This is a genomic window from Streptomyces violaceoruber, assembly GCF_033406955.1.
GTDB classification, from domain to species: Bacteria; Actinomycetota; Actinomycetes; order Streptomycetales; family Streptomycetaceae; genus Streptomyces; species Streptomyces violaceoruber.
The window spans coordinates 2,100,476-2,112,586 of sequence record NZ_CP137734.1; the positions used below are offsets into that span (position 1 = coordinate 2,100,476).

A 12,111-nucleotide genomic window follows, 5' to 3' on the forward strand; every position below is an offset into this window, starting at 1 on the left:
GAGGACACTATGACAACCGACGAACTCGCCTACAAGGCCCTGGAGGGCCTGGGAGCCGCCCCGCTGTGGCGCTTCTACGGCAACCTGTTCCCCGCCCAGCCCAAGAGCCGCGCCGTCCCCTACCGCTGGGACTGGCGTGAACTCCGCCCGCATCTGCTGCACTTCTCCAAGACTCTGTCTCTGGAGGAGGCCGAACGACGGGTCCTCATGCTCGTCAACCCCGGCCTGACCGACCCCCCGGCCACGGTCAACACCCTCTACGCGGGCCTCCAGATCATCCTGCCCGGCGAGACCGCACAGGCACACCGGCACACCTCCAATGCCTTCCGCTTCATCCTGGAAGGCGACGGTGCCTGGACCACCGTCAACGGCGAGCGGGTCTTCATGGCCCCCGGCGACCTCCTGCTCACTCCCGGCTGGCACTGGCACGACCACACCCACCGAGGTGACGCGCCGATGATCTGGCTCGACGCCCTCGACTACCCCCTGGTCAACGCCCTGGAAGCCGGCTTCTACGAGCAGTACCCGCAGCGGCTCCAGGCCGTGACCAAGCCCGACGACGCCGGCAGCCGCCAGTTCCTGCACGGCCGGCTCACGCCCGCCTGGCTCACCCAGGAGGGCCCCAACTCCCCCGTCACCCGGTACACCTGGCAGGAGACGGAGCGCGCTCTGGACGCCGTCGCCGACACGGCCGACGGCAGCGACGTCGACGGTGTCGTCCTGGAGTACACCAACCCCTGGACCGGGGGACCGGTCATGCCCACCATCGGCTGCCGCGTCCAGCGGCTGCGCCCCGGCTTCGAGGGAGCCGGCCGCCGCCACACGGCCTCGACCATCTTCAACGTCGTCCGCGGCGAGGGTGCCACGATCGTCGACGGCGAGCGGCTGGAGTGGTCCGAGCACGACACCTTCGCCGTCCCCGGCTGGGCCTCCTACCGGCACGTCAACACCTCGGCCTCCGCGGACGCCGTCCTCTTCTCCTACAGCGACGAGCCGGTCATGCGCTCCCTCGGCCTCTACCGCACCGAAGACGCCGACCCCGGCGCCTGACCCTCCCACCCGACACCCACAAGGAGGCCAGCATGCGTCTGGCACTGTTCAACAAGGGACGCCTCGGACTCGTCGTCGGTGACGACCTCGTCGACGTGACCGACCAGGTCGCCGGAGCCGACACCGCCGGCCCCGTCGGTGCGCTCCAGCGGTACGTCGAGGCGGTCGCCGACGGGGAGACGGCCCGTTTCGAAGCAGCCGGCCGGCCCCGCATCCCCCTGGCCGAAGCGGTCCTGGAGGCCCCGCTCCCCCGCCCCGGGAAGATCATCGGCGCGCCGGTCAACTACCTCGACCACAAGGCCGAGATGGAGTACACCACCTCGGTGGCCGACCTCGGTGTGTTCCTCAAGGCGAACTCCTCCGTCATCGGCCCGGGCCAGGACATCCTCCTCCCCTACTCCGACAAGCGCACCGACCAGGAAGGCGAACTGGGCGTCGTCATCGGCCGCACTGCCTCGCACGTGAGCACGGACGAAGCCCTGGACCACGTCTTCGGCTACACCTGCGTCCTGGACATCACCGTCCGCTCCGGCGAGGACCGCTCCACCCGCAAGTCTTTCGACACGTTCACCCCGCTCGGCCCCTGGATCGTGACCGCCGACGAGATCCCGGACCCGGACGCCCTCGACCTGCGCTGCGACGTCGGCGGCACCACCCGGCAGCGCACCAACACGACGGACCTCATCTTCGGCGTCCGCGAACTGATCGCCTACACCTCCTCCGTCATGACCCTGCACCCGGGCGACGTGATCGCGACCGGCACCCCGGCCGGAGTGGGACCGCTCAGCCACGGAGACCGCGTGGTCCTGGACATCGAGAAGGTCGGTCGCCTGGAGGTCGGTGTCGACGGCTCCCGTGCCACCCCCTACGACCAGCGCCCCGGCCACCGCGGCCGCTGACCGCCGCTCGCCGCCAGGTGGTGCCGGCACTCGTAGACTCCCCCCACCGGCCGGCACCCGGCCGGCACCACCCCGGCGACAGACGGACGGAAGACTGTGGCGCACGCACTGGAACTGCACAACTACGTCGGACACCTGATCCGACGCGCGGAACAGGTGCACACCGCCCTGTGGTACCGGCACGTGTCCAGGGAGATCACCTCCCAGCAGTTCGCCGTCCTCAACGCCCTCAGCCGTGACCCCGGCATCGACCAACGCACCCTGGCGCGCTTCACCTCACTGGACCGTTCGACGGTCAACCACATCGTCCGCCGGCTTACCGAGCAGCACTACGTCAGTCAGGTACGCGACGAGGAGGACCGTCGGCGGACCTTGCTGAGTCTCACCGATCAGGGAGCCGAACTGCTCGACTCCCTGATCGGTCCGGCCGAGGCCGTCAACGAGCAACTGCTCGAGGCGCTTCCCGGTGACGAACGCAAGCTGGCCGTCGACGTCCTTCGCAAGATCGCGTCGCTGGACGCCGAGGCACTCAGCGACGGCCAGTGAGCTCGGTGAAGCGCGGGACGTCCAGGTAGCGAGGAAGGACTCACGCCTTGACCCGTCACACCCTGCGCAGCGCGCCTTCCTCCCCTTCCCCGCAGGAATCCGGTTCCCCGCCCGCCACCGCAACAGGGCCCGTCATCGGCCGGGCTCTGCGCATCCTCGGTGCCTTCAGCGCACAACGTCCTCACCTGTCCCTGAGCGAGCTGGCCCGGCGATCAGGTCTGCCCGTGTCCACCGTGCACCGCATGCTGGGTGACCTGCTCGTGTGGGGCGCTCTGGAACGCGACGCGCAAGGCCGCTACCGCATCGGGCTGCGGCTGTGGGAGGTCGCATCCTTGGCTCCGCGCAGTCAAGGGCTGCGCGAGCGCGCACTGCCCTACCTGGAAGACCTCTCCTCCCTCGTCCGTGAGAACGTCCAGCTCGCCGTCCGTGACGCAAGCGAGGTGGTCTTCATCGAACGCATCGCGCCGAGCTGTGCCGTGCCCACGCTGACACGAGTGGGAGGACGGCTGGGCATCACCACGACAGCGGCTGGACTGGTGCTGCTCGCTCACGCACCGGCAGCCGTTCAGGAGGAAGCTCTCGCGCGGACGATACCCCGGCACACCCCGTTCACGCTCACCGACAGCGGCCGGCTCAGGGCGGTCCTCGCCCAGGCACGCACGTGCGGCTACGCGGTCAGCGACCGGCAACTGTCCACCGACACCCTCTCCGTCGCCGCGCCCGTCACCACCGACGACGGCGAGGTGACCGCAGCCGTCTCCGCGGTGGTCCGGCACGGGTCCACGTCCGTCGGAGCGCTCGCCGATCTGGTCCGCTCATGCGGCCGCGCCATTTCGCGAGCTCTTGACACACCCGACCTCTGAAGGACATCGGCCCGCCACACTTGTTTCCCGGCATCCGGGAAACCACCTGGCCGCGCGAGAGCGCCGCTCGCACCATGACTGCTCCCACTGCCGAACCCGAGGCTGCCGCCCACGGCGCGCCGACGAGCCGGTTCGGCCATCCCGCAGTCGACAACGGAGTGCTGCCATGGAGAAGTGCCCCCACCGCCCCACCGCCCCGCAGGCCGTCCGGTGACCGCCCGCCTCACGCAGGCCCTGGACGACGGGCCCATGAGCCGCTTCCAGTGGGGTGCGATCGCCATCTGCGTGCTGCTCAACACCCTTGACGGCTTCGACGTGCTGGTCATGTCCTTCACCGGGAAGACGATCTCCGGCGAGTGGCACCTCGATGCCGGTACCCTCGGGCTGCTGCTGAGCAGCGGGCTGGCGGGCATGGCGTTGGGCGCCCTGCTCATCGCTCCCCAGGCCGACCGGATCGGCCGGCGCCCCGTCATCCTGGCCGGCCTGGCCCTCGCAGCCGCGGGCATGCTGCTGTCCTCGGTCAGTCAGAACTGGCAGCAGTTGGGGGCGCTGCGCCTGCTCACAGGCGTCGGCATCGGCGCCGTTCTCGCCTGCAGCAACGTCATCGCCGGTGAGTTCGCCTCCCGCCGCTGGCGCGGTCTGGCCGTCAGCCTCAACTCCACCGGGTACGCCGTGGGAGCGACAATCGGCGGCGTCTCTTCGGTCGCCCTCATCGACCGCTACGGCTGGCGCTCGGTGTTCCTGGCCGGCGGACTCGCCACCCTGGCCGTCATTCCCCTTGCCTTCCGTCTCCTGCCGGAATCGCTCGACTTCCTCCTCAGCAGGAGACCCGCCAATGCCCTGAGCCGTGTCAACGAGCTGGCCCGCCGCATGGGGCAGCCACACCTGTCCACGCTCCCGGACAAGGAACCGACGACGCTCACCTCCGCAGGCGGGTTCCGCCGCCTTCTGGCGCCGGATCTCCGCCGCCCCACCCTGGTGCTGTGGGGTGCCTTCTTCCTCGTCATGGCCGCCTTCTACTTCGTCACAAGCTGGACGCCGACTCTCCTCGTGGAGGCCGGGATGTCCGCGACACAGAGCCTGACCGGCGGAACGCTGCTCAACCTGGGCGGTGTCTTCGGCACCGCACTCCTGGGCGCACTGGCCGCGCGGTACGCGCTCGGCAGCGTCCTGCGTACCTACCTCTTCGTGTCCGCAGCACTCGCCGTGGCCTTCGCGGCCTCCACCGACACACTCGTCCTGGCCTTCTGCATCGGAGCGGTCATCGGAGTCGCGGTCAACGGCTGCATCGCCGGCCTCTACGCCCTGACGCCGAGCGTCTATCCGGCGCCGCTGCGGGCGACAGGTGTGGGAGCGGCGATCAGTGTCGGCCGCGTGGGTGCCATCATCGCACCCACCACGGCTGGCTGGCTGCTGGACGCGGGCTGGACACCACTGGCCCTGTACATCACGACGGGTGCGGTGTTCTGCGCGGCCGGCTTGCTTCTGCTGGCCATGCGTGCAGAACAGCCGACAGCAAAGGTCGCGCGCGGCTCCGAGCGGACATCGACGCCCCTATGACCGGTATCACGTGGCGCGGTCGAGTCCCGTGCTCCAAAAGCGTGGGCCAAAGATAGCGGCTCGCAGCGCCTGCGGAGGCACAGCAGAGACTTCCGCTTCGAGCGTCATCCGAGCGTCAAGAATTTCCGAAAGCCCTTCTGAGGGCGTCGCCCATGCAGAGACCTCACTCACGAACTCGCAGGTCAGCGATCTACAAAAATCGATCCGTCACTGAAACCGTTCCACTTCGGAAAACAGGTCGAGCACCGTCGAGCACACCTGAAGAACCCGATAAAACCGCAGGTCAGAGCCCCTTCTGGGCAGGCTCAAGAATCGCCACGCACTCCACGTGCGACGTCATCGGAAACAGATCGAACACCCGCAGCGTCCGCACCCGGTACCCCCCGTCCTGGAAGTACCCCAGGTCCCGGGCCAGCGCGGCCGGGTCGCAGGCCACGTAGGCGATCCTGCGGGCGCCCAGGGTCGAGAGGTGCTGGACCGTCTTGCGGCCGGCGCCGGCGCGGGGCGGGTCGAGGACGATGAGGTCGACCTCGTCGATGCCGGTGCGGGGCAGGACGGACTCGACCTTGCCCTGCTCGATGCGGACGCGGTCGAAGGCGGCGAGGTTGTGGCGGGCGTCCTCGACGGCGCGCTTGCCGGACTCGATGCCGAGGACCGCTCCCTGGTCCCCGACGCGGTCGGCCAGGGCGCCGGCGAAGAGGCCGACGCCGCAGTAGAGGTCCAGGGCCATGTCGCCCTTGCGGGGCAGCAGGCCCTGCATGACCGCGGTGACCAGGGTGTCGGCGGCCTTCGGGTGGACCTGCCAGAAGCCGCCGGAGCCGACGCGGTAGGTGCGGTCGTCGGCGCGCTCGCGGACGAAGGGGCGGCCGTGGACGCGGTGGACGCCGCCGTCCTTCTCCCCGACGCGCATGACCGAGACCGGGCGGTCCAGTTCGACGATGGGGAGGCGGGCGCCGGGGCGCGGGGTCAGGATGACCTGGCGGTCCTGGGAGCCCGTCGCCGCGATCGCCTCGACCGTCGCCATGCCGGGCCAGTCACGGCGCTCGATGCCCAGTTCGCTGACGCCCTCCGCCGCGATCATGCAGTGGTCGATCGGCTCGATCTCGTGGGAGCGGTGGCGGCGCAGACCGGCGCGACCGTCGGCGTCCACCGCGAACTGCACGCGCGTGCGCCACGACGGGACCTGGCCGGCCGGCAGCTTGTCGCCCTCGGCCGGCATCACCGTGCCGTCCCAGCCGGCCTCCTCCGGGGTGAGACCCGCCAGGCGCTGCAACTGCTCGGCGACCACCTCGCCCTTCAGGCGTCGCTGGGCGCCCGGCTTGGCGTGCTGCCAGTCGCAGCCGCCGCAGCGGCCGGGGCCGGCGAAGGGGCAGGGGGCTTCGATGCGGTCCTTGGAGGGGTCCAGGATCTCGACCGCGTCCGCCCGCAGGAAGCGGGCACCCTCCTCGCCCTCCGTCACCCGGGCCACGACCCGCTCGCCGGGCAGCGTGTGCCGGACGAACAGCACCTGGCCCTCGGACGTGCGGGCGATGCAGTGGCCGCCGTGGGCGACGGGGCCGACCTCGACCTCGTACTCCTCGCCCACCAGCGAGACCGGCTCCGAGACCGGCTCCGCGACCGCTCGCTGTTCCGCCTGCGACTTCTTCGGTTCTGCCTGCATGGCGGGGTGACTCCAGAGAACGGGGGGATGACAGGGACAACAGCCGTCCAGTCTACGTGGACGAGGAGGAGTCCTTCGTACGGTCACGGTCCTGGTGGTGGTGGGCCGGTCCGCGCCGCACCGCACCCGGCGCGCTCCAGTCCTGGCGCTTGCGCGCCCGGCGCCTGGCGGCCTCGGAGGACTCCAGCTGGTACGGGACCGACGTGACCATGACGCCCGGCGTGAACAGCAGCCGGCCCTTGAGGCGCAGGGCGCTCTGGTTGTGCAGCAGGTGCTCGTACCAGTGGCCGACCACGTACTCGGGGATGATCACCGAGACCGCGTCGCGCGGGGACTCCTTGCGCAGGCTCTTGACGTACTCGATGACCGGCCGGGTGATCTCGCGGTACGGCGAGTCCAGGACCTTCAGCGGTACGGCGATGCCGCGGCGCTCCCACTCCTCGCGCAGCGCCTTCGTCTCGGCCGGGTCGACGTTGACGCTGAGCGCCTCCAGGCTGTCGGAGCGCATCAGCTTGGCGTAGGCGAGGGCGCGGAGCGTGGGGCGGTGGATCTTGGAGATCAGGACCACCGAGTGAACGCGTGAGGGGCGCACCATGTCGTCGCTCTGTGCCTCCTCGGGGTCCTCCGGGGCCGCGATCTCCTCGGCGACCCGGTCGTAGTGCTTGCGGATCGCCGTCATGGTCGCGAAGAAGATGCACATGCCGAGCAGCGCGACCCAGGCGCCGTGCGTGAACTTGGTCGCCAGCACCACCACCAGGACGAGGCCGGTGAAGAAGGCGCCGAAGGCGTTGATCGCGCGGGAGCGCATCATGTGGCGTCGCTTGGACTGGTCCCGCTCGCCGGCCAGGTTGCGGTTCCAGTGGCGGACCATGCCGATCTGGCTGAGCGTGAAGGACACGAAGACGCCGACGATGTAGAGCTGGATCAGCCGGGTCGAGTCGGCGCCGTAGACGACGACCAGGAGCATGGCGGCTCCGGCGAGGAGCACGATGCCGTTGGAGAAGGCCAGGCGGTCGCCGCGGGTGTGCAGCTGGCGCGGCAGGTAGCGGTCCTGGGCGAGGATCGAGCCGAGCAGCGGGAAGCCGTTGTACGCGGTGTTGGCGGCGAGGAAGAGGACCAGCGCGGTGGCTGCGGCCAGCACGATGAACAGGAAGCTGCCCTCGCCGAAGACCGCCTCGGCGACCTGCGAGATCACCGGGTGCTGGACGTAGTCCGCGCCGACCGCGACGCCGTTGTGGAAGAGGTCGGTGGCCGGGTTCTCCGACATCCGCACGTCGGTCGCGGCGGCCAGCGCGATGATGCCGCAGAACATGGTGACGGCCAGCAGACCCATCATCGCGAGGGTGTTCCCCGCGTTCTTGGACTTGGGCTTGCGGAAGGCCGGGACGCCGTTGGAGATCGCCTCGACACCGGTGAGCGCGGCACAGCCGGAGGAGAAGGCGCGCAGGAGGAGGAAGATCAGGGCGAAGCCGGCCAGGCCGCCGTGCTCCGGCTTGATCTCGTAGTCCGCGGTCGGGGCACGCATGGTGTCGTCCAGGACCAGTCCGCGGAACGCCCCCCACACGATCATGATGAAGACGCCCGCGACGAAGACGTACGTCGGAATCGCGAACAGGGTGCCCGACTCCCTGACCCCGCGCAGGTTCATCAGCGTGAGCAGCAGGATCACGGCGACCGCGCACAGGACCTTGTGCTCGACGACGAAGGGGATCGCGGAGCCCAGGTTCTCGATGCCGGAGGAGATGGAGACCGCGACGGTCAGGACGTAGTCGACCAGCAGGGCGCTGGCGACGGTCAGACCGGCCTTGGGCCCGAGGTTGGTGGTGGCCACCTCGTAGTCGCCGCCGCCGCTCGGGTAGGCGTGCACGTTCTGCCGGTAGGAGGCGACCACGGTGAACATCAGGACCACGACCGCGACCGCGATCCACGGGCTGAAGTGGTAGGCCGACACGCCCGCGATGGACAGGACGAGCAGCACCTCGCCGGGCGCGTACGCCACGGAGGACAGCGGGTCGGACGCGAACACGGGAAGCGCGATGCGCTTCGGCAGGAGCGTTTCACCCAGCCGGTCGCTGCGCAGTGCGCGCCCGATGAGGATCCGCTTGGGCACGTCGGTCAGTTTGGACACAACAGAGGATCGTAAGCGTTCGAACGCGCGACCACCCAATCGCCACCCCTCCTCGGCCGCACCGGTCTGCTCTACGGGTGAATTCGCGGGGCGGTGCGGCTGCGGATCGGGCGGACGGCGGGGTTCGCATGGCTATATGACCATCACCGTCCGTCGTCCCCCTGAGGGAGATCCCATGCATCTGTCCGCGGAGCTGGTCGGCGGCGGCGTCACGCTCGTCGGCCTCGCCGTTCTGGCCTTCGCCAGCGTTCGCAGCATCTGCCGCCGGGGGTCGTCGGCGGGGGGCTGAGGCGGGGCCCCGGACGAGAGGGACGGTCCTCGGGCGAACCGGGAGCCGCCGCCCTCGGGCGAACCGGGAGCCGCGGCCCTCAGACGAACGGGGAGCCGCGGCCCTCCAGCATCTCGTTGAGCGTGTGCTGGATGGTGTCCTTCACCTCGCCGGCGAGCTTCTCGACCACCAGCGGGTCCTCCGCGGCGTCCTCGGGGAAGCCGTCCGTGTGGATCGGGGCACCGAAGCGGATGGTCCACTTGGTCGGCATCGGGATCAGGCCCAGCGCGCCCAGCAGCGGGAAGGTCGGGGTGATCGGGAAGTACGGCAGCTTCAGCATCCGGGCCAGGGTGGGGGCCGAGCCGATCATCGGGTAGATCTCCTCGGCGCCGACGATCGAGCACGGCACCATGGGGCGCCGCGACCGCAGTGCCACCGCCGCGAAGCCTCCCCGGCCGAAGCGCTGCAGCCGGTAGCGCTCCTCGAAGGGCTTGCCGAGCCCCTTGTAGCCCTCCGGCATCACGCCGACCAGTTCGCCGGAGCCGAGCAACCGCAGCGCGTTCTCGGGGCAGGCGCGTACGTGGCCGGCCTTGCGGGCGAGGTCACGGACGACGGGGAGGTCGAAGGCAAGGTCGGCGGCGAGCAGCCGGAGCCTGCGGTGCGTGCTGTGATGGTCGTGCAGCGCCACCTGGAGCATCAGGGCGTCGAGCGGCAGGGTGCCGGAGTGGTTGGCGACCAGGAGTGCGCCCCCCTCGGCCGGCACGTTCTCCAGTCCCTCCAGGTCGACCCGGAAGTACTTCTCGTACAGCAGGCGCAGGGCGGGGAGCAGGTAGTCGTCGGTCAGCTCCGGGTCGAAGCCGAAGTCGTCGACGGCGCCCTCGTCGGAGGTCAGCCGGGCGAACGCCTCGGCGCCGCCGGCCAGGACCTCGCGCAGCACCTCGGCGGTCAGGGACGCCTCGGCCTCTCCGAAGGGAATGTCTCCGGTCATACGTGCCTCGTCTCGGATCTGTGGAGGGGATCTGTGGATCTCTGGAGGGGGTCTGTGGAGGGGCTCTGTGGGGATCTGTGGGGATCTGTGGGATCTGTGGTTGCCACCCGGTACGGCGGCCCCCCTCGCCCGGGGAGGCCGCCGTACGCGCGTGACGGGCGGGGTCAGTACACGTAGGGGACGAACTTCGCCGTCCGGGACGCGTACTCGTCGAAGGCCTCGCCGTATCGCTCGGCGAGGTACTTGTCGAGCATGGGGATGTTCAGGAAGACGAACATGCAGACCATGATCAGGGGGATGGCGAAGGCCCACGGGGTGCCCGTGACCAGCGCGAACCCGGAGAAGAGCACGGCGTCACCGAAGTAGTTGATGTGCATCGAGTGCTTGAACAGGCCTTCGGTGTAGAGCTTGCCCTTGTTCTCCGGGCGCTTCTTCCAGAGTTTGCGCTGGTACTCCGACCCCGTGTTCAGGTAGGACCCGAGGAGGTACAGCACGACGCCCAGCCAGGTGAACGCGCTCACGCCGGCGTCGTTGGTGCCGCCGAAGTACGCCATCGTGCCGTGGATCACCAGGACCCAGATCCCGATGGTGGCCGACTCCGACCACTCCATCTTGCGCTGGAGCATCACGAAGTTCGTGGCGATGAAGCGCAGCAGGTAGAGCACCGACAGGGTCGCCAGCAGGACCCGGCGCAGGGTCACCGCCTCGTCGAAGTCGGTGCCGAACCAGTCGGCCACGGTGTCCGCGCCGCCGAACAGGAACCACACGGCGCCGGCCACGGCGACGGTGTTGAAGGCCGTCACCAGGGCCTTGGGGCCGGTCGACGCGTCGTATCCGCCGTACATCTCTCACTCTCGCTCTCTCTTGTCCGTCCCCCGTCTTCGGGTCTACGGGCGCGCGGCGGCGTCCTCCTTGGGCTTGGTGCCGCGTCGTCCGCCGGCCGCTCCCCTGCCGTTGCCCGTGGCACGGGCCGCTGATCCGCCCCGCCCCGCCGCTTCCGGCTCGGGCTCCGCCGCCCGCGCCGGTGACGAGGGCGCGGCCGAGGCGTCCGCGATCAGCTTGGCGCGCATCGAGATGTACTTGGCGTTCATCTCGTCGACGGGGATGAACTTGTTCACGCCGCCGGCGCTGATCTTGGGTTCCTGGTGTTCCATGATGCGGACGTCCTGGGGGTCCTGCACCCACTTCTCCATGTAGAGGGACGCCCAGGGCAGCAGACGGCGCAGCGGTTCGAACCTCAGGACGGGCTTGACCTGTTCGTACTCGTACCAGCGCAGGATGTGCTCGGTGTTCTGGTCGTCGATGGGCACCAGCCAGGAGGTGGTCTCGAACTGCTCGGTCTGCACGTGCACCATGCACGGGAAGGTGAACGTGATGACGTAGTGGGTGGTGTTGGTGGGGTCGTCCTCCTGGCAGTGGTCGAAGGAGTAGCGGATGGTCTGCCCCTCCGCCTCCGTCTCCACCCGGTGGTTGGTGATCCGGGTGGCGGCCAGGTACCGCTCGCGGCCGTCGAGGCCGAACTTGCTCGGGGTTCCGTACAGGAGCAGGTAGTCGATGTAGTTGAACCAGTGGTCCCGGTGCACGTAGGTCACGTGGTAGAACTCGAGCAGGCTCTCGATGTAACGGGTGTAGTGCACCGGGCGGGTCCAGCGCTTGGTGGCGTACAGCTTCCGGTTGTCCGTCACCTCGGCCGGGGCCGCCACCGGCGGCAGGTCGGCCGTCGGGCGCTCGTCGCCCCACCACATCCACACCAGGCCGAACTGCTCCCGGACCGGGTAGGTGGGTACCCGCAGCGAGCCGGGGATGCGGGCCTCGGAGCCCATCGCCGGGATCACCCGGCAGGCACCGTCGGCTCCGTAGCGGAAGCCGTGGTACGGGCATTCGATGGTGTTGCCCTTCATGCGGCCGTCGCCGAGGTTGGCGCCCTTGTGCGGGCAGCGGGCGCCCTGGCAGACGAGGTTGCCGTCGATGTCGCGCCAGAGCACGAGGTCCTGGCCCATGCGGCGCACACCGAGCGGTTTGTCGTTGCCCACCTCCTGCGCCTCGACGATGGGATACCACTGGTTGGGGATCATCGGGTCGTCTCCCGTCTGGGGTGTGGTCCGCCCCTCGGGGGGGCGGTCGTGGTCCGGTGTTGCGGCGGTGGCCG

At 69.7% G+C, this 12,111-nt stretch carries 10 protein-coding genes; 5 read left to right on the forward strand and 5 right to left on the reverse strand.

Annotation, left to right across the window (positions count from 1 at the left end):
- The first annotated feature begins 9 nt into the window (after positions 1–9).
- The 5 genes from R2E43_RS09090 to R2E43_RS09110 all read left to right on the forward strand — a co-directional run bounded on the left by R2E43_RS09090 (position 10) and on the right by R2E43_RS09110 (position 4,918).
- Positions 10–1,050: a cupin domain-containing protein gene (locus tag R2E43_RS09090; protein ID WP_189557664.1), complete on the forward strand. Its 1,041-nt coding sequence runs from the start codon at positions 10–12 to the stop codon at positions 1,048–1,050.
- A gap of 32 nt (positions 1,051–1,082) precedes the next feature.
- Positions 1,083–1,949 (forward strand): fumarylacetoacetate hydrolase family protein, encoded by an 867-nt coding sequence (locus R2E43_RS09095; RefSeq protein ID WP_189557665.1) that lies wholly within the window; start codon positions 1,083–1,085, stop codon positions 1,947–1,949.
- Positions 1,950–2,045: 96 nt separating this feature from the next.
- Positions 2,046–2,495, forward strand: a complete 450-nt coding sequence (locus R2E43_RS09100) for a MarR family winged helix-turn-helix transcriptional regulator (RefSeq protein WP_189557666.1) — start codon at positions 2,046–2,048, stop codon at positions 2,493–2,495.
- Between the two features lie 47 nt (positions 2,496–2,542).
- Positions 2,543–3,358 (forward strand): IclR family transcriptional regulator, encoded by an 816-nt coding sequence (locus R2E43_RS09105; protein ID WP_229846770.1) that lies wholly within the window; start codon positions 2,543–2,545, stop codon positions 3,356–3,358.
- A 174-nt stretch (positions 3,359–3,532) separates the two neighbouring features.
- Complete coding sequence (locus R2E43_RS09110; RefSeq protein WP_332056099.1) at positions 3,533–4,918, forward strand: MFS transporter; 1,386 nt, start codon at positions 3,533–3,535, stop codon at positions 4,916–4,918.
- Between the two features lie 283 nt (positions 4,919–5,201).
- Here the strand turns inward: R2E43_RS09110 and R2E43_RS09115 are convergent, their stop codons facing one another.
- From R2E43_RS09115 to R2E43_RS09135, 5 genes are all read right to left on the reverse strand, one after another.
- Complete coding sequence (locus tag R2E43_RS09115) at positions 5,202–6,578, reverse strand: class I SAM-dependent RNA methyltransferase (RefSeq protein ID WP_332056100.1); 1,377 nt, start codon at positions 6,576–6,578, stop codon at positions 5,202–5,204.
- A gap of 52 nt (positions 6,579–6,630) precedes the next feature.
- Entirely contained in the window at positions 6,631–8,706 is a 2,076-nt protein-coding gene (locus R2E43_RS09120; RefSeq protein ID WP_003973119.1) for an APC family permease, read from the reverse strand.
- A 368-nt stretch (positions 8,707–9,074) separates the two neighbouring features.
- A complete protein-coding gene (locus R2E43_RS09125; protein WP_011030521.1) occupies positions 9,075–9,962 on the reverse strand; it encodes a lysophospholipid acyltransferase family protein in 888 nt (295 codons plus the stop codon).
- Positions 9,963–10,126: 164 nt separating this feature from the next.
- Positions 10,127–10,807 (reverse strand): DUF1295 domain-containing protein, encoded by a 681-nt coding sequence (locus R2E43_RS09130; protein ID WP_011030520.1) that lies wholly within the window; start codon positions 10,805–10,807, stop codon positions 10,127–10,129.
- A 42-nt stretch (positions 10,808–10,849) separates the two neighbouring features.
- The gene (locus R2E43_RS09135) at positions 10,850–12,037 is read right to left on the reverse strand and encodes an aromatic ring-hydroxylating oxygenase subunit alpha (RefSeq protein WP_011030519.1); all 1,188 of its coding nucleotides are present in this window, start codon (positions 12,035–12,037) and stop codon (positions 10,850–10,852) included.
- Positions 12,038–12,111: the final 74 nt, after the last annotated feature.

Excerpts from the sequence above, each read along its gene's own strand:
- R2E43_RS09090 (WP_189557664.1), top strand. The coding sequence starts at position 10 with ATGACAACCGACGAACTCGCCTACAAGGCCCTGGAGGGCCTGGGAGCC.
- R2E43_RS09095 (WP_189557665.1), top strand. The coding sequence starts at position 1,083 with ATGCGTCTGGCACTGTTCAACAAGGGACGCCTCGGACTCGTCGTCGGT.
- R2E43_RS09115 (WP_332056100.1), bottom strand. The coding sequence starts at position 6,578 with ATGCAGGCAGAACCGAAGAAGTCGCAGGCGGAACAGCGAGCGGTCGCG.
- R2E43_RS09125 (WP_011030521.1), bottom strand. The coding sequence starts at position 9,962 with ATGACCGGAGACATTCCCTTCGGAGAGGCCGAGGCGTCCCTGACCGCC.
- R2E43_RS09130 (WP_011030520.1), bottom strand. The coding sequence starts at position 10,807 with ATGTACGGCGGATACGACGCGTCGACCGGCCCCAAGGCCCTGGTGACG.
- R2E43_RS09135 (WP_011030519.1), bottom strand. The coding sequence starts at position 12,037 with ATGATCCCCAACCAGTGGTATCCCATCGTCGAGGCGCAGGAGGTGGGC.